The 17127-nt window shown below is 60.2% G+C and carries 17 protein-coding genes; 7 read left to right on the top strand and 10 right to left on the bottom strand.

What is annotated here, in order from left to right:
* Window positions 1-106: 106 nt before the first annotated feature.
* The 3 genes from ACZ5RI_RS02595 to ACZ5RI_RS02585 all read right to left on the bottom strand — a co-directional run bounded on the left by ACZ5RI_RS02595 (window position 107) and on the right by ACZ5RI_RS02585 (window position 3457).
* A complete protein-coding gene (locus ACZ5RI_RS02595) occupies window positions 107-1396 on the bottom strand; it encodes a hypothetical protein (protein ID WP_464514549.1) in 1290 nt (429 codons plus the stop codon).
* Between the two features lie 298 nt (window positions 1397-1694).
* A complete protein-coding gene (locus ACZ5RI_RS02590; RefSeq protein WP_464514548.1) occupies window positions 1695-2615 on the bottom strand; it encodes a GIN domain-containing protein in 921 nt (306 codons plus the stop codon).
* Window positions 2616-2761: 146 nt separating this feature from the next.
* Complete coding sequence (locus tag ACZ5RI_RS02585) at window positions 2762-3457, bottom strand: response regulator transcription factor (protein WP_464514547.1); 696 nt, start codon at window positions 3455-3457, stop codon at window positions 2762-2764.
* A gap of 199 nt (window positions 3458-3656) precedes the next feature.
* On the opposite strand from ACZ5RI_RS02585, the gene ribA reads away from it, so the two are divergent.
* Entirely contained in the window at window positions 3657-4673 is a 1017-nt protein-coding gene (gene ribA / locus ACZ5RI_RS02580; RefSeq protein ID WP_464514546.1) for a GTP cyclohydrolase II, read from the top strand.
* A gap of 10 nt (window positions 4674-4683) precedes the next feature.
* On the opposite strand, the gene ACZ5RI_RS02575 is transcribed toward ribA, so the two are convergent.
* Window positions 4684-5367, bottom strand: a complete 684-nt coding sequence (locus ACZ5RI_RS02575) for a YggS family pyridoxal phosphate-dependent enzyme (RefSeq protein WP_464514545.1) — start codon at window positions 5365-5367, stop codon at window positions 4684-4686.
* A gap of 39 nt (window positions 5368-5406) precedes the next feature.
* Between ACZ5RI_RS02575 and ACZ5RI_RS02570 the strand changes: the two genes are divergently transcribed.
* The gene (locus tag ACZ5RI_RS02570) at window positions 5407-5973 is read left to right on the top strand and encodes a thiamine phosphate synthase (protein ID WP_464515535.1); all 567 of its coding nucleotides are present in this window, start codon (window positions 5407-5409) and stop codon (window positions 5971-5973) included.
* 12 nt (window positions 5974-5985) lie between these two features.
* Here ACZ5RI_RS02570 and ACZ5RI_RS02565 read toward each other — a convergent pair whose 3' ends face one another.
* On the bottom strand, window positions 5986-7209 hold the full coding sequence (locus ACZ5RI_RS02565) for a porin family protein (protein WP_464514544.1): 1224 nt from the start codon (window positions 7207-7209) through the stop codon (window positions 5986-5988).
* Between the two features lie 239 nt (window positions 7210-7448).
* Between ACZ5RI_RS02565 and ACZ5RI_RS02560 the strand changes: the two genes are divergently transcribed.
* From ACZ5RI_RS02560 to hisF, 5 genes are all read left to right on the top strand, one after another.
* A complete protein-coding gene (locus ACZ5RI_RS02560; RefSeq protein WP_464514543.1) occupies window positions 7449-7901 on the top strand; it encodes a DUF3576 domain-containing protein in 453 nt (150 codons plus the stop codon).
* 193 nt (window positions 7902-8094) lie between these two features.
* A complete protein-coding gene (leuS, locus tag ACZ5RI_RS02555; RefSeq protein ID WP_464514542.1) occupies window positions 8095-10626 on the top strand; it encodes a leucine--tRNA ligase in 2532 nt (843 codons plus the stop codon).
* Window positions 10623-11147, top strand: a complete 525-nt coding sequence (locus ACZ5RI_RS02550) for a hypothetical protein (protein ID WP_464514541.1) — start codon at window positions 10623-10625, stop codon at window positions 11145-11147. Before leuS ends, ACZ5RI_RS02550 begins: the two co-directional genes overlap by 4 nt.
* Entirely contained in the window at window positions 11144-12166 is a 1023-nt protein-coding gene (gene holA / locus ACZ5RI_RS02545; RefSeq protein ID WP_464514540.1) for a DNA polymerase III subunit delta, read from the top strand. Before ACZ5RI_RS02550 ends, holA begins: the two co-directional genes overlap by 4 nt.
* 41 nt (window positions 12167-12207) lie before the next feature.
* Entirely contained in the window at window positions 12208-12969 is a 762-nt protein-coding gene (gene hisF, locus ACZ5RI_RS02540) for an imidazole glycerol phosphate synthase subunit HisF (RefSeq protein ID WP_464514539.1), read from the top strand.
* Here hisF and ACZ5RI_RS02535 read toward each other — a convergent pair.
* The 5 genes from ACZ5RI_RS02535 to ACZ5RI_RS02515 form a co-directional block, all read right to left on the bottom strand.
* The gene (locus ACZ5RI_RS02535) at window positions 12966-13736 is read right to left on the bottom strand and encodes a TIGR02186 family protein (RefSeq protein WP_464514538.1); all 771 of its coding nucleotides are present in this window, start codon (window positions 13734-13736) and stop codon (window positions 12966-12968) included. The genes hisF and ACZ5RI_RS02535 overlap by 4 nt on opposite strands.
* On the bottom strand, window positions 13733-14647 hold the full coding sequence (locus ACZ5RI_RS02530; RefSeq protein ID WP_464514537.1) for a sulfite exporter TauE/SafE family protein: 915 nt from the start codon (window positions 14645-14647) through the stop codon (window positions 13733-13735). The genes ACZ5RI_RS02535 and ACZ5RI_RS02530 overlap by 4 nt, the downstream gene beginning before the upstream one ends.
* 81 nt (window positions 14648-14728) lie before the next feature.
* Complete coding sequence (gene ccmE / locus ACZ5RI_RS02525) at window positions 14729-15220, bottom strand: cytochrome c maturation protein CcmE (protein WP_464514536.1); 492 nt, start codon at window positions 15218-15220, stop codon at window positions 14729-14731.
* Window positions 15221-15236: 16 nt separating this feature from the next.
* Entirely contained in the window at window positions 15237-15581 is a 345-nt protein-coding gene (locus tag ACZ5RI_RS02520) for a hypothetical protein (protein ID WP_464514535.1), read from the bottom strand.
* A gap of 120 nt (window positions 15582-15701) precedes the next feature.
* On the bottom strand, window positions 15702-17090 hold the full coding sequence (locus tag ACZ5RI_RS02515) for a hypothetical protein (RefSeq protein WP_464514534.1): 1389 nt from the start codon (window positions 17088-17090) through the stop codon (window positions 15702-15704).
* Window positions 17091-17127: the final 37 nt, after the last annotated feature.

The raw sequence follows: 17127 nt of genomic DNA, 5'->3' as shown, positions 1-17127 counted from the left end.
AGTTTTGGGTATTTGCCGCCCACAAAAAAATGCACCAGGGATAGCCCTGGTGCATCTTACGATTTTATCCATCCCGATAAAGCAAACCAGCTTTATCGATCACAGATTACTGGGCCGCCGGGGCCGTCGTCTTGCGGGTAGCATAGACAGTCCAGCTGCGGGCGGCGATTTCCAGAACCTGATCGCCCTTGACCTTGCCCAGCGTGTCGGCAGCGGTCGGCTTACCCTGCAGCGCTTCGGCAACGCCCTTCACCAGATAGGCCTCGTTGACGCGCGGACCGCCCTTGGCAATGGCGCGGTCGGCAACACGTTCGGCATCATCGAACTTGCTGTAGCTGAGGTAACCGGCCGCAACCGAGATATTCGGATCAGCCTTGGGCGACTTTTCCGCCGCCTTATCAGCCGGTGTCAGGGTCGGCAGGTCAACAGAAACGGCCTTTTTGGCTTTGGCCAACGTAGCCTTTGCCTTGGCAGACGTTACAGCGCCATTCTTGATCCCTGCTTCCAGCGCAGTGACCGCATCATTCGGCAGGTTCTGGCTGAGGGCCAGATCGGCAGCATCCTGATAGTCGACTTCCTTGGAATCGGCGTTGACCACAACGCGCAGCTTGTAGAGGTACAGCGCCGCGGTGGCCAAATTCTTGTTCTTGGCGCCCTTGGTACCGATCATACCGGTCTGCAGGTCGATATACTGACCCCAGTCTTCGGTCGAATTATAAAGGCTGGCGAGGATGGCACCAGTTTCAATAACACCGGCGGTGTCCTTGAGCTGGCTCTGATTGACCTGCAACAGCTTGTATTCCGAACGGATCGGCGTCTTGCCAACAGCCTTGGCCGCGTCAAGGGCCTTGAGCTCATACTCTTTCGAGGTCTTGTAGTCGTTGACCTGATAATAGGCATAAGCCAGGTTGTGGGCGACACCTTCGCTCAACTTTGCGTCGGCCGGCAGATGCGCCTTGGCGAACTCAATGACTTTGGCCGGTTCCAGAGTTTCCGAAACGATCGACATTGCCAGCCCTAAGGCTTCCTGATGATTCTGTTCGGGAACGTCCTTGGCATCAACAGCCTTCACGATAGCATCGGCAGCCGACTTCTTGTCACCTGAATTGTAGTACGCCAGCGCCATATAGTAATGCGTAACCCAGGTTTCATAATCCGTCGCACCGGTCAGCGCTTCGGCACCCTTCAACGCGGTCAGGGCGGCGGCCCAATCCTTCACCTGCAACGCCTTGTTGGCTTCCTGCAACGGCTTCGAGAAAGCCCGGCTGATCTTGGGGCCTTCAGCCTTGTCCTTATCCTTTTCCGCGGCAAAGGTCGGGGTATGCCCAACGAAGGCGGCCATGGTGAAAGCAGACAAACTTGCCAACGCCACTGCGCGCAAGAATTTCATTCCCATATCGATCCTCATCTAAATCTGGCTATTTTGGAGTTTCTTTTTGAGTTTCCGACGCACACGAGGCTGTGCCTCTGGCGGCGCGCATCCTGATAGATTTGCCCAGTCTAATGCAAACATTCTTCGTGCTGAACCTGCATTTCATCCTTAAGCAGAGGGGGGCCGGGCCTTTTTGCCGCAAAAAATCGCCAAGCACGGCGAAATTGTGTCAAAAAAATGTCACGCATTGCGGATGCCGGGCCAAGAAAAGAGGGGTGGCAAAGCCACCCCTGCTGTCACGCACCCGGCGGGCAGCGACCGCTTAGTCGCCGACCTTCAGATCGATATGGCCTTCTTTGCGCAGCGCGCCGCGATAGCTTTTGAGATGCACCCGACCGGATCCCATGGTTTCAAGATGGGGGTCAACCGCGATGCCACCAAAATTGATATCCCCCGAACCCATGATCTCGACATGCAGCGGATCGGCAACGCCATCGGCGATGTTCGCAGAGCCCGAGCCCGAGATCTCGATATGGACAGGCCCGTGCACCGACGCCGAGCGGAAGTCGCCCGACCCCGCGATCTCGACATGGAGCTGAGTGGCAATTTCCGCCACCGTGACCGCCCCAGATCCTGCGATTTCGGCATGCACCGCCCCCGCATTGGCGGTGCGGATCTGGCCACTACCTGCAATTTCGGCATGCAGACTGCCTGCAACCGTACCCGCCTGAATCTTTCCGCCACCTGCGGTCTGAAGCTCTGCGCTGGCAACATTTCCCAGCCGGGCATCCCCGCTGCCGGAAATACCCAGATTTACCGGGCCATAGGTGTCACCAATATTGGCCGAACCATGGAAATCATCGACCCGCACCGCCATGCCACGTGGCACAGTCAGATGCACATTGAGTTTCTTGCTGTCGGCGCGGTTTGAACGAAAGTTGAACCAGTTGCGCCAGTCCCAAACCTGATTTGAGGGCGCATCCTTGATCTTCAGCACACCGCCTTGTGTTGTGACCACAAGGCGATCGACCATCCATTTCACGCCACTGATATCGAGCTGCACCGGCCCGCCATCCGACACGCCGATCACCAGATTGCCCTGAAGATCGTCGATTTGCAGCGACCTCACCGCGAAGCTTTTATGCGGCTCCGTCACCCAGTCGTTGCTGTCTGCGCAGGCCGGCAATGCCGATAAAGCCAGCCCGGCGCCACATAAAACCAGAAATCCCACCCGATTGCGCATTGATCCTCCACGATTCCCATCTACGCACCTAATCAATAGGCGCCTTGTCGTGTGCGCATAGCCCTAAAAATTGCAACCAGCCAATGCGTCACCGGAGCACGAACAAAATAGAAACAACGGCACCGGTTTCACCTGGCCCGCAGGCCTTAGGACAGAAGCCGGTATCCACCGCTCTCCGTTATAAGGATGCGGGCTTCGCCCGGATTGGTTTCAATTTTTTGCCGTAGCCGATAAATATGGGTTTCCAGCGTATGGGTGGTGACCGAGGGGTTATAACCCCACACCTCGTGCAGCAGGGTTTCGCGCGGCACGGTTCCGCCATTGCGATAGAGAAACTTGAGAATATTGGTTTCTTTCTCGGTCAGGCGGATTTTGCGTTCTTTGGCATCGAGCAGCATCTTGGCGCTGGGCCGGAAGGTATAGGGGCCAATGCGGTAAGCCGCTTCTTCGCTGCGGTCGCGGTTGCGCAAATGGGCCCCGATGCGGGCCATCAGAATATTAAAGCGGAACGGTTTGGTGATGTAATCGTCGGCCCCGGCTTCCAGCCCGGCGATTTCTTCGCTGTCACTGTCGGCACCGGTGAGCAAAAAGATCGGATTGGCGACCCCTTTTTCCCGCATATATTTACATAACGAGCGGCCATCGCCATCGGGCAGACCAACATCGAATATGTAAAAATCAAAGGCGGACTCTTCAGCGAGGCGCCGAGCCTCGGCACAATTCGGGGCCGTTAGAGCCGTAACCCCTTCCTGGGCGAACTGCTCAGCCAGCGTGGCAGAGAGCATGGTGTCGTCGTCGACAAGAAGAACGCGTTTGGCTCCGGCGAGGGACGGATGAGACATGGACGACCTTTGGTAATAGTGAATCTACACAAACCAGATACGAGTCTAGCCGCTTTTGCGGCGTTGGTGTATTGGGAAGCGTATGCAAAATCCATCTTCTGCACGGCCCAAACGCCCCCCACCCGCGCGCCAGTCCGTCGACAACCCAAACACCGACGCCAGCTTAGTACGCGTGGCGCACGCCGTCGACGCACTTAAAATGGGTCAACCGGTACGTTTGTCCGGGCGCAGCCCAGGCGTCGGCGAATGGACACTGCTTGCGGTAGAGAGTTTAAGTGAATCAAGGCGATCCCGGATAAAAGGCGCGAAGCTGGTGCTGCCCCATGCCCGGGCCAGAACGCTGCACATACCACTTTATACACCCGAAGTGGTGGCACTGGCCGCGGACAAACTCGATCCCGCCACGCTGAACGCCTTAAGCGATCCGACCCACGACCTCGACAATCCGCTGAAAGGCCCGTTTTCGCCACTGCGTCAGAAGCTACCCCCGGCCTTTGCCGCGGCGGTACAGCTGACCAAGCTGGCCGGGCTGTTGCCCGCGGCGTTGTTGTTCAAAAGCAAGACACGAGCGGTCAAATTAAGTCCTGCCGAGATTTTCGCCTACGAAACCGAGGCGGCGGCAGACCTGAAGCTGACGGTGCGGGCGGCGGTTCCGTTAGAAGGGGCCGAAATCGCTGAAATGGTGGCTTTCCGCGCCGGGGATGGCGGACCGGACCATTTCGCCATCATTGTCGGCCACCCCTCGTCTACCGCCCCGGTGCTGACCCGGCTGCATTCGGAATGCTTCACCGGCGACCTGCTCGGCTCGCTAAAATGTGATTGCGGCCAGCAGCTGCGCGGTGCCATCGCCCGGCTCAATCAGGAAGGCAGCGGCGTGCTGCTTTATCTGGCGCAGGAAGGCCGTGGCATCGGCCTTTTGAACAAGTTGCGGGCCTATCATCTGCAGGATCAGGGTTTTGACACCGTGGAGGCCAATGAACGGCTCGGCTTTAAAGTGGACGAACGCCAGTATCTGGTCGCTGCCCGTATGCTCGCCCTTCTGGGCTTTCAGCAGATTCGCCTGCTGACCAACAATCCGGCCAAGGTGGAAGGCCTGACCAAGGCCGGAATGAAGGTGATCGAACGCGTCCCCCACGCCTTTGCCAGCAATCCGCACAATATCGATTACTTACGCGTTAAAGCGCAGAAAACCGGCCATTTGCTGCCAAAACTCTAGGGGCAGGCCCCTAGACTGGTGGCTTGTCATAGTCGCGCGGGCCGAAAATGGCGCTGCCCACCCGGACATAACTGGCCCCGAAGGCGATGGCGGTCTCGTAATCGCTGCTCATGCCCATGCTGAGATCGGCCAGCCCATTATCGGCTGCCAGTTTTTGCAAAAAAGCAAAATGCGGGGCCGGGGCTTCATTGACCGGCGGAATACACATCAGCCCCTTGAGCTGATCGCCAAAGGCAGCCTTTGCCCCAGAGATGAAAGCCGAAGCATCGGCAGGCAGAATACCAGCCTTTTGCGGCTCGGCCCCGGTGTTGACCTGCACGAACAGACTGGGGCGGCGCTCGGTTTTGGCAAATTCTGCCACCAGCGCGGCCAGCAGCTTGGGCCGGTCAAGGCTGTGGATCGCGTCGAACAGCCCAATAGCTTCCGGCACCTTATTGCTCTGCAGCGGGCCGATCAGATGCAGCACGATGTCGGGATATTCGGCCTTCAGCGCGGGCCATTTGCTCAGCGCTTCCTGAACCCGGTTTTCGCCAAAATGGCGCTGACCGGCTTGCAGCAGAGGGCGGATCGCCTCGACGGGGTGAAACTTACTGACGGCGATTAATGTGGTGGCGGCGGCAGGCTTAACGGCCCGCTTGCGGGCCGTAGCAATTCGCGCCAAAACAGTATCGCGATTTTCAACTGCGGGATTCATAAGACGAGCGATAGCTTGCAAAGACGCCGTTTGGCAAGAGTGGCGCAAAGCATCCGTCAGGACCGGCGCCATCCGTTGCCGCCACTGGTGCTGTTCAGCGACGAAGAACGCATGCCCAACCCGCTTGCGGCAATGCGGGCGCTGCCGGCGGGTTCCTCGATTCTGGTCCGGGCACGCAAACCGAAGCATCGCTGTGAACTGGCCCGGGCCGCCAAAGGCCTGGCCACTAAGCTTGATATCGCCGTTATCGTGGCCGATGACCCGGCCATGGCCCGCCGCCTGGGGCTGGCGTTGCATGTCCCCGAAAAACACTTTTACCAGCTGGCCCACTGGCGGGCGACCACGGCACTGCCGGTGACGGCTTCGGCCCACTCGCTGGGGGCGGCCTGCCGCGCGCTGACGCTGGGGGCGCGGGCGGTTTTTCTGTCGCCGGTGTTTCCCACCGCCAGCCACCCGTATGGCCCGCACCTTGGCGCCGTGCGCGCCCGACTGATGGCGCGCCAGATCCCCGGCCCGGTCTATGCCTTAGGCGGTGTCACGGGTGAAAAAGCCTCGCTTTTGAGCGGCTTTGCCGGGCTGGCCGCCATCGGCGGCCTGATCCCATAAGGGATTAACGCGTTAGTTTGTCGCCCCGGCAGTATCAAAGTGCAGGTGCAGGAACAGCGCATCAAGCTCCATCTTGCCCGCGCCATTATAAAACACGCCACTTTGACGGCTGTAATCCAGCTGCTGCCAGCCCACACTGGCCAGCCAGTTATTGTTGAAGCGATAGCCCAGCGCCGTCTCATACCCCTTCAGGCCCAAGGTCGACGCATCCCCCCCGCCATCAGCAGCGCCGTTGCCATATTCGACGCCAAACGACCACGCCCCGCGTTCCAGCTTACCCGACAGATGAGCCGAGCGGGTGTCACCCGCAGACAAAACATTTTGAATATCAAAGGCATAGCTGTTGCTGCGCCGGTAGGCCCCACCCAGCGACAGCGTGGTGGCATCATCCAGCGGATAGGCAATCTGGCCACCAAGGGACCAGTCGGTCAGCCCTTCATGGCCGACGGTCTTGGTTTTGCTGTCGGCATGGGCAAAGGCCGCCCCACCCGACAGCGACACCGTGAAGGGGCCGAAATCATCGTCATACCGAACAGCGGTTTCCCAGAAATTTTCCTGCCGTCCCGTCTGCCGCGGGGCCGTATCGGCGAAGGGCAGGACATATTTGGCCGCCGACGGGGTGTAGGAAACACCGATCTGCACCCCGAACAGTTTCGGCGTCAAATAGGAAAACTTGGCATAGTTGAGCGAGGATTCCACCGCGCTGTTCAGCGAAAACAGCCTGTTCACCGCCCCGCCATCGGGGTTACGGAAAAACGTGGCGTTGGGGTTATCAAGATCGGCTTCGGTATCCACCGTCGGCCCGGTTACCGCCAGAGTATAGGCGACGCCGTCATTCATGCCGACCTCAAGACTACCCAGCCCGGTCTGAACCTGGCCATAGACCTTCTGCACCAGATCGCCGCCGTAATTATCGCTGTCCAGGCGGTCGTGATACAGTTCGAAGGCGGTTTTGAGCGATAAGATCATGCCGCCATCGGTGTCGCGTTCAAGATCGGCCAGCAGCGTCGCCGAAGCCGCGGGCTGGGTTTGGCTCAGGCCATGGCCATCGGGCTGAAAAGCGCTGGATAATGTTCCTTGCGCCGTCCCGCCAAGGGTCAAGGCAAGACCACCCGCTTCTGTTTGATAGGAAGAAATTTCCGGCAATACTGGCGCCGCCAAAGAGGGGCTGAACACAAGCGCGACAATCAGTGTCGCACCGGCATAAATTTTTTCGACATCAGAAGCTTTGGTCACGGGCTCACCTAAGTCTTTGGCCAATTTCATACGCAGAATATCGCCGGATAAAGACTTAAACCTTTATCATGAAACCGCGCAGCACGGTTGTTCCGCCGTTTTAGACGCGCAAGATGCGTTGCGCCGACCGGCCCGGACCATTATAAGCCATGAAGCGCGTAAATTTCCTGCCTAGGTTTCTTGGGGTACGCGAACTATTAAAAAGTCAGCCCCCCTATTGTGAAGGGATAAATTGCCCGATGCGAATGTTACCCGTTTTGGCGTGCTGCCTGCTCCTGGCGGCGTGCGGCCCCTCTCAGGTCGAACTCATGCAGGAAACCGAAGGCGGCACCACCGCCATTGCCAGTGAAGATGGTCAGCGCACCCTGGGTGTGAATTCCTATCTGTGGCATGCAAGCCTGGATACCCTGTCGTTCATGCCGCTACAGTCGGCCGACCCGTTTGGCGGCGTCATCATCACCGACTGGTATGCGGCACCTCAGGCGCAGGATGAGCGCATGAAGGTTACGGTCTATATTCTGGACCGCAAACTGCGCGCCGATGGTCTTAAAGTGGCCGTGTTCCGTCAGACCCGCCAAAACGGCACTTGGGTCGACGCCACCGTGGCCGCCGATACCGCGAACAAGCTGACCGACGCCATTCTGACGCGGGCCCGCGAGTTGCGTCTGGCGACCGTGCCGCCGAAGAACTAAGCGGCACCCGCCCACCAACCACCTGATTCTTCATGACTTTCTCTGACCGGACACTAAACCTCCGGTCAGGGCTAGATCCAGAGAGCCAGACGGTGGCCCATAAGACACTTGCCTTTTTACGGCGAGGGTGGAAATGCGCGCATAAATGCCGCAAAACACCACCCTCGCTTTTTGATTCTGAAGGTTCAGCAACATGGCGCGTTATAACCCCAAGGAAACGGAACAGAACTGGCAGGCTGCCTGGGACGAGAAGCAGGTCTTCAAGACCGCGACCGACCCGACGCGGCCCAAATATTATGTGCTGGAGATGTTCCCCTACCCGTCGGGCAACATTCACATCGGCCATGTCCGTAACTACACTTTGGGTGACTGCCTGGCCCGCTTCAAGCGCGCGCAGGGCTTCAACGTGCTGCACCCGATGGGCTGGGACGCGTTCGGTCTGCCGGCAGAAAACGCCGCCCGCGACAAGCAGGTCGCGCCGGGGGCCTGGACCCACGCCAACATCGCCACCATGCGCGGCCAGCTCAAGTCCATCGGCCTGTCGCTCGACTGGGACCGTGAGGTTGCCACCTGCGAGCCGAATTATTTCCGCCATCAGCAGCGCATGTTCGTCGAGCTGTTCAAGAAGGGCCTGGCCTATCGCCGCGAAGCCGATGTGAACTGGGACCCGGTCGATCAGACCGTGCTGGCCAATGAACAGGTGATCGACGGCCGCGGCTGGCGCTCGGGTGCACTGGTCGAACGCAAGAAGCTGTCGCAGTGGTTCTTCAAGATCACCGCATTCTCGGAGGAGCTGCTCACCGCGCTCGAAAAGCTCGATCGCTGGCCCGACAAAGTCCGCCTGATGCAGAAAAACTGGATCGGCCGCTCGGAAGGCATGAAGGTCACCTTTGACCTGACCAACGGCGAAACGCTGGAAATTTTCACCACCCGGCCGGATACCTTCTTTGGTGCGTCGTTCGTGGCGATCTCGCCCGACCATCCGCTGGCGCTCGAGCTGGCGAAAAAAGATACCAAACTGGAGGCCTTCGCCGCTGAGTGCCGCCGTACCGGCACCGCCGAAGCCGAAATCGAAAAGGCCGAGAAGCTGGGTTATGACACCGGCCTGAAGGCGGTGCATCCGTTCGACAAGACCAAGACCCTGCCGGTCATGGTCGCCAATTTCGTGCTGATGGGTTATGGCACCGGCGCCATCTTTGGCTGCCCGGCGCATGACCAGCGCGACTTTGACTTTGCCACCAAATATCAGCTGCCGATCACCCCGGTGGTGATCCCCGAAGGGGCCGATCCGAAGAATTTCCCGCTGACCGAGGCCTATGCCGGCCCCGGCAAGTTGGCCAATTCCGAATTTCTTGACGGCCTGACCGTGGAAGACGCCAAGGCCGAGGTTGCCCGGCGTCTGGAAGCCGATGGCCGTGGCAGCCGTACGGTCAATTACCGCCTGCGCGACTGGCTGATTTCCCGCCAGCGCGCCTGGGGCTGCCCGATCCCGATGATCCATTGCCCGTCCTGCGGCGTGGTGCAGGTGCCGGTCAGCGATCTGCCGGTGCAGCCGCCCGCCGATCTCGACTTCAACGTCAAGGGCAACCCGCTGGCCGCCCATCCGACCTGGAAACATGTCAAATGCCCGTGCTGCGGCGCGGATGCTGTGCGCGAGACCGATACGCTCGACACCTTTGTCGATTCATCCTGGTATTTTGTGCGCTTTACCGACCCGCATTGTGCCGATCCGGTGAACGCAGAAGCCGCGAAATACTGGCTGCCGGTCGATCAGTATATCGGCGGCATCGAGCACGCCATTTTGCATTTGCTCTATTCGCGCTTCTTTGTGCGGGCGATGCAGAGCGCGGGCTATGTCCATATCGACGAGCCGTTTGCCGGCCTGTTCACCCAGGGCATGGTCTGCCACGAAACCTATAAAGACCCCGATGGTGGCTGGCTGGCCCCCACCGATGTCGAGAAAAAGGGCGGCAAGACCGTTATCAAAGGCACCGACACGCCGGTTACCGTCGGCCCGTCGGAAAAAATGTCGAAATCCAAGAAAAACGTGGTCGCACCCGAGACCATCATCGACATTTATGGTGCTGATACCATCCGCTGGTTCATGCTGTCGGATTCCCCGCCGGAACGCGATGTCGAATGGACCGAGGAAGGCGCCGAAGGCTGCTGGCGTTTTGTCCAGAAGGTCTGGCGTCTGGTTTCGGAAGCCGAAGGTCTCGCCCCGCTGGGCACCCCCCCCGGCACCGATCCGGCCGACCTTGAATTACGCAAAGCGACCCATAAAACCATTGCCGCCGTCTCCGAAGAACTGGCCGCCCTGCGCTTTAACCGCGCCGTGGCCCAGATTTACACCTTCGTGAACGCCCTGGGCACGAAAGCCTCGGGCGCGGCCCGGCGCGAGGCGCTGGAAACCCTGTCCCTGCTGATCAGCCCGATGATGCCCCATCTGGCCGAAAGCTGCTGGCAGAGCCTGGGTCATAGCGATCTGATCTCCACCGCCGCCTGGCCCAAGGCCGATACCAGCCTGACCACCGACGATACGGTGACCATTGCAGTACAGGTGGCGGGCAAACTGCGTGGCACGATTGCGCTGCCTAAGGACGCCCCCAAGGAAGATGCCGAAAAAATGGCGCTGGCCCTTGAAACTGTGGAACGTGCCCTTGGCGGAAAGGCCCCGCGCCGTGTTATCGTGGTGCCGAACCGGATCGTGAACATCGTCCCATGAAGCCAGCCCTCGCCCTCGCCGCCCTACTGATCCTGCCGCTCGCCGGATGCGGATTCCATCCGCTTTATGCCGTGCCGGGTCAGGCGCGGGGGCAGATGCAGGCCGAGCTGCAAGCGGTTTATGTCGAACCGGTGGGTGGCCGTCTGGGCTACGAGCTGCGCGACCAGACGATCAACGTTATCGACGGCACCGCCGATGCCTCTCAGGCCCATTATCGGCTGAGCCTGACGCTGGATCAGAAAAGCGAAGCCATCGGCGTGCAAAGCCAGCAGGTTGGCAGTCAGACCCAGACCGTTACCACCCGCTATAACGATTTGATCACCGTCCAGTACGAGCTGACTGACATCAAAAGCGGTGCGATGCTGACCAGAGGCACCGAAATCGGGCTGGCGTCCTACAACGTGCTGACGTCCCCCTATGCCACGCTGATCTCGCAACAGGATGCCGACAAGCAGGCGACCGATGATATTGCCGACCGCATCCGCATCGGGCTGGCCGCCTTCTTCGCGAAAAAGAAATGAAGCTCAGCACGTCCGAAGCCGGTCGCATCGCGAAAAACCCTCCCAAGGGAATGATCGCGGCGTTGGTTTTCGGCCCCGATGCCGGGCTGGTGCATGAGCGCGTCGAAAGCCTGCTCAAAACCGTCGTACCAGACTTAACCGATCCGTTCCGCGTCGCCGATCTGGATGAAGCCACACTGTCGGCCGATCCGGCCCGCCTGTTCGACGAAGCCGCGGCCCTGTCGATGATGGGTGGGCGGCGTGTGGTGCGGGTGCGTGGCGGTGCCGGCCTGACCAAACTGTTCGAATCGTTTCTGGCAGATCCGCGCGGCGATGCGCTGGTGGTGGTGGAAGCTGGCGATCTGGCCAAATCCGCGCCGATGCGCAAACTGTTCGAGGACGCCAAGAACGCCGCCGCCCTGCCCTGCTATGCCGATAATGCGCGCGATCTGGCCGAGGTGATCCGCGACGCGTTACGCGCCGAGAATCTTAGCATTGATCCGGACGCGCTGACCGAAGCGGGCTTGCGTCTGGGGGCCGACCGCGGCACCACCCGGCGTGAGCTGGAAAAGCTGATCCTGTATGTGCAGGGCCAAAGTCAGGTCACCCTGGCCGATATTCGGGCCGCCATCGGCGACGAAGCCGAAATCCGCATCGAAGAAGCCGTTGATGCGTCAGCCAGTGGCGACCAGCCCCGGCTTGATCTGGCGCTGGAGCGGTTATGGTCGGCGGATATTTCCCCGATTGCCGTGGTGCGTCAGGCTTTGGGCCATTTTCAGCGCCTGCTGCAGGTCAAGGCCGAAGTGGCAGGCGGCGAAACCTTCGACAGTGCCATTCGCAAACTGCGCCCGCCGCTGCATTTTTCACGCGCCGCATCGTTTCGCAGCCAGTTGCAGCGCTGGAACAGCAGCCTGTTGATGGATGCTCTGGAGCAGCTGTTTGAAACCGAGCGGCTGTGTAAAACCACCGCGGTACCCGCGGAAGCCGTCTGTGGACAAAGCCTGCTACAACTGGCGATCATGGCCAGAACACAGCGATAAAACGCGCGCTGGCGCATCAGACGATTTGTAAGGAGAACGCCATGTTGAAGGTTCGCGTCATTCCCTGCCTGGATGTCAAAGGCGGCCGCGTCGTCAAAGGCGTCAACTTCGTCGGTCTTCGCGATGCCGGTGACCCGGTTGAACAAGCCATGCTCTATGACGCGATGGGCGCCGATGAATTATGCTTCCTCGACATCACCGCCTCGAACGAGCAGCGCGGCATCATTCTGGATGTGGTGCGCCGCACCGCCGATGTCTGCTTCATGCCTCTGACGGTGGGCGGTGGCGTGCGCACGGTGGACGATATCCGCGCGCTTCTTCTGGCCGGGGCCGACAAGGTTTCGATCAATACCGAAGCGGTGCGCCGCCCGGAGATCGTGCGCGAAGGGGCCGAGAAATTCGGCAGCCAGTGCATTGTCGCGGCGATTGACGCCAAGCAGGTCGCCCCCGGCAAATTCGAGGTTTTCACCCATGGCGGCCGCAACGCCACCGGGATCGATGCCATCGAACATGCCATCAAGCTGGTAGACTATGGCGCGGGCGAAATTCTGCTGACCTCGATGGATCGTGATGGCACCCGCATCGGCTATGATCTGCCGCTGACCAAAGCCATTGCCAGCCATGTTTCGGTGCCGGTGATTGCCTCGGGCGGGGTGGGCAATCTGCACCATCTGGTCGAAGGCATTCGCGATGGCGGGGCCAATGCCGTGCTGGCCGCATCGATTTTCCATTTCGGCGAGGCCACCATTGCCGATGCCAAAAAGGTGCTGGCCGACGCCGGACTGCCGGTGCGAATGGTTTAGTAGCGGCGTCGGAACAACAGACTGCCGAGCCAGCCGAGTAACCCCGCCATCGCCACGGCACAGACGCCATAGGCAATCGGCAGACGGTGGGCCAGGCGGAACATGCGGCGGTCGAAACCGGTCTGATCGACATAAAGCGGCGTCGACTGATGCCCGATCATCTGCCCCTGGCGGAACAGATAAACCTCGACATCATAACGGCCATGCGGCGCGGCGGCAGGCAGCGGCACATGCACGCGAAATAGTCCTGCACCCAGCCGTTCAACGCCATGACCATCTTCGCCATAAAGCTTGCGGGCTAACATCTGGCGCAGCAGCGCCTGACGAAAGGGCTCGACCGGCTCGTCGGACCGCACTGCGGTGGGGTATTGCTGATTAAGACCCAGATCATAAAGCTGTCGCTCGAGCGCCGGCACGATCTGGGGCAGATCGCGGGTTCCCGCCACATAGTAATATTCCGGCATACCGACCAGACGGGCGCTATCCTGATTAAGCCAGATTCCGGCAAGCCTTGCCTTACGCCGCACCGTGATGTCGCCCATCGGCCCACGCACCACCACGACGATATCCCCCGCAGCGTTTGCTGCGCGGTCACCGGGCCAGCCAGACCGGCTGAGCGCCTGTGTCACCGCACCAAACACCACCAGATCGGTACCGGAATAGGTCGAGGTGATTTCCACCGCATCCTGCGACAGGCCCGCGGCAATCTCGCTGGCCCCCGCCGGGGCGAGGAGCCCCGCACACAAGGCGAGGATCAGCCGCCTCATGGCCGCACCTGCAGCGAATAGAGGTCCTGCGGGGTGACAAACAAATCAAATGCCAGTTTGGCCGCTACCGCCAAAATCAGCAGGGCGAGCAGAAAGCGCAACTGCACCCCGCGCAGCCTGGCCCCGCTCTGCACGCCATATTGCACCCCCGCCACCCCACCCAGAATGAGGATCAGCGCCAGCACAATATCGACACTGTAATTGGTAGCGGCCTGAAAGATCGTCGCCATCGCCGAAACGAACAGAAGCTGAAACATCGAGGTGCCGATGGCGATATTGGTCGGCACTTTCAGAAAATAGATCATCGCCGGGACCAGCAAAAATCCACCGCCCACCCCCAGCACCGCAGACAGCACCCCCACCGCCAGCCCGAGCACGGCCGGTGGCAGCACGCTGATATAGAGATGAGATTCGGTGAACTGGCGCTTGAAGGGCAGCCGCAGAATCCAGGCATGGAGTCCGGGCAGCGGCGGGGCCGCCTTATCGGCGTTACGATGGCGCAACGTCCGCGCCGATTCATTGAGCATCAGGCCGCCCACCGCCCCCAGCAACAGAACATAGCTCAGCGCGATGACGGTCTCGATCTGGCCCAGCCGCTGCAGCCAGCCAAACAGCTGCACGCCGAGCAGCGAGCCCACCGCCCCACCCGCCACCAGCACAGCGCCCAGCTGATAATCGACCGCATTGCGTTTGGCGTTGGTCAGCACGCCGGAAACCGAAACCGCCGTCAGCGGACAGGTTCCGGTCGCCACCGCCACCGCGGGCGGAATGCCATAGAACATCAATGCCGGGGTGAGCAGAAAACCGCCGCCGATGCCGAACATGCCCGACAGAAAGCCGATGGCAAAACCCATGCCCAGTATCGCCAGCCAATGCACAGACATTTCGGCAATGGGCAGAAACAGTTCCATCAGCAAACAACCCTGTGGCCAGGCGGACGCGGCGGTGCGCCGCTTAAAGGCCAAGGGTCGGCGTTTTGGTTTAAATCCGCGTTACTGCCCGGGCTCCGCCGGTGTTTTTTGTCCCCCCGGTCCGGCGGGAGCGTCGATTTGCCCGTGCTGCCAGCGACCGGATTTTTTCAGCGTCTCGACCACTTCGGGGGGGGTGTAGCGTTCGTCATGCTTGGCGAGCAACTGATCGGCAACCATAAGGCCGGTTTCATCAAGATGGCCGGTGGCGACCACCCCTTTGCCCTCGGCAAACAAGGCCGGTGGCAGACCACGATAAAGCACGGCAACGCTGACCACCCCGTCGGTAACGCGGAAGCGAAGCACATCGGCGGACCGGACCAGACTGCCGGGTTCGACCAGCCCGCCCAGACGGAACGTTGTTCCGGGGGCCACCTTATGCGCGACGACCTCGGCCGGGCCGTAATAGTAGGTCACCGATTTTTGTAAGGCGACCGCCACCAGCCCGCCCGCCGCCACCAGCGCGATCAGCAGAACCAGTAAAAAGATCAGCGAACGGCGGCGACGCGGCGTCATCGGCAAATGGACCACCTCAGTGGTGATGATGGGTGTGCAGGATCTGATCTTTCAGACCGGTATCATACTGAAGCCCGGCCACGGTCAGTGTGATACGCAGCGGCCACTCGGCGCGGGCCAGCTCTTTGCGGGTCAGGGCATTCCACACCGCTTCGTTGTTAAGCCCGGAGGCATCTTTTGCCGCCACCACCGCATCACCAAGATGGAAATGGTCGCCATGCAGATCGGGAAAGCTCACCACGCTGATCTCGCCATTGTCATGCGGCTCGGCAGCCTCGGGGATGGCGGCCAGAGCCTGCAACAGGGTCAGGGTGCGCAACTGCAACGGGTTGAGTTTGATGGGGTTCTGTTTCGGGGGCATCCGTTTTCGCGCTGCCACAGCGGCGCGCCTCTTTTAAAAATTTCACCGGGCAGATTTGCCATGTTCCGGCGTCGGGGTCGAGCCTGCCTTTTTAAAAGCCTGCCTTTTTAAAAGAAGGTTTCAGCCCCGGGCCGCCTCGCGCGCGATGGTGCCACGGCGGTGCAACAGCGAGGCCTCATCCGCCCCCAGCAGCAGGCGCGACAGCTCCATCGCGACGGAAAACTGGCGTTCGACCTGGGCGCGGTCGGCCCATTCGGGTTCGCGCAACTCGTTCAACATGGCGTCGTTGTAGAAACACAGCATATCGATGGTCGAGTTGCTGGCTTCCTCATATTTGACGATAAACGAGGCGGGTGCGGCCAGATACCGGCAACCCGACAGGAGTTTGGCGTAGCGGCAAGCCTGAGCGACGACTTTATCGTCAACCATCTTAGCCAGATGCGGCACCAATGTTCTGGCCCCGACCGAGCTGCTTTTGAGCGGAATGGCCGCCGCAATTTCCCGCGAAGCCCGCTCCATATAACCTTCCATAATGGCACTGATGGTTGAACGGTTGGATAAAAGCCGTTTGCCCCAGGCACCATCACGCAGAATATCGACCTCTTTGGTGATCGCCCCCGACAGCAGGGTAAATTCGGTCAGATTGTCGATCATGCGGTCAGGTTCAAAATTCTGCGGCTGCATGCCCTGAATGACGGACAGCGCGTCTTCCATCCGCCCGAACAAAATCTCGCCCGCCAGCCCGATATCGGTGGCCGAGATAACGGTATCCTTGCGCTTGAGCGAGACATAGCTAACCAGACGCATCACCTGCCACGGCTTCTCGAGCCGCCCCATCACCACCACCGGCAGATAGGGCACCAGATCGGGCATGGTATCGAGCGCCCGGTTATGGATCGCCTTGAAGGCCTGCATTTTCTCGTCGCCCGGGACCGGAGAATGCTTCGGAAACAATGTCTTAACATCCTGCACGATCGAGCCACCCATCAGGAGAGTGGCAATCTCGCGGGCATCGGCCACCAGCCCGGCATCGGCAAACGGCGCCTGCGCGGATTCGGCCCCGTCCAAAGCGTCGGCCAGCGTCTGACCGGCCAGCCGCCAGAAATCGGCAGTCAGCGCCTCGCACCCCAGACGGTCTTCGTTGGCGGCAGAGGCCTTAAAAGCAGTGACAAATTCACGCAACGCCTGTGGCATCAGACGGCGTTCCAGCCAGTGCCATGTCGGCTGGATCACCGCCCGCGCAATACAGCCCCGGCGCTTAACCAGACGTGGCGTGCTGAAAAGAAGATCTTCAAACGGCAGACAGAAAGACCGGATCGGCGATGGCACGCGATCATGTTCATCATGCTGGCGCAGGGCAGGACGTAAATAATCCAGAATGATTTCGTGCGGCAGGTTGCCGTCGCTCAAGCGGTCAATCTCGACCATCCGGGCAAGGCGCAGGGCCGACTGCCCGGGCAGCACACCCAGGAAGGACCGTAACGCCAGCAATTTCTGTTCGGACAGCATCGAGATTCCGTAAAAGCCGTAAAGCAGGAGAATAAAC

Source organism: Micropepsis pineolensis (assembly GCF_055392125.1).
The sequence above is the reverse complement of the archived record's forward strand: the minus strand, read 5'-3'. Positions and strand labels throughout refer to the sequence as shown.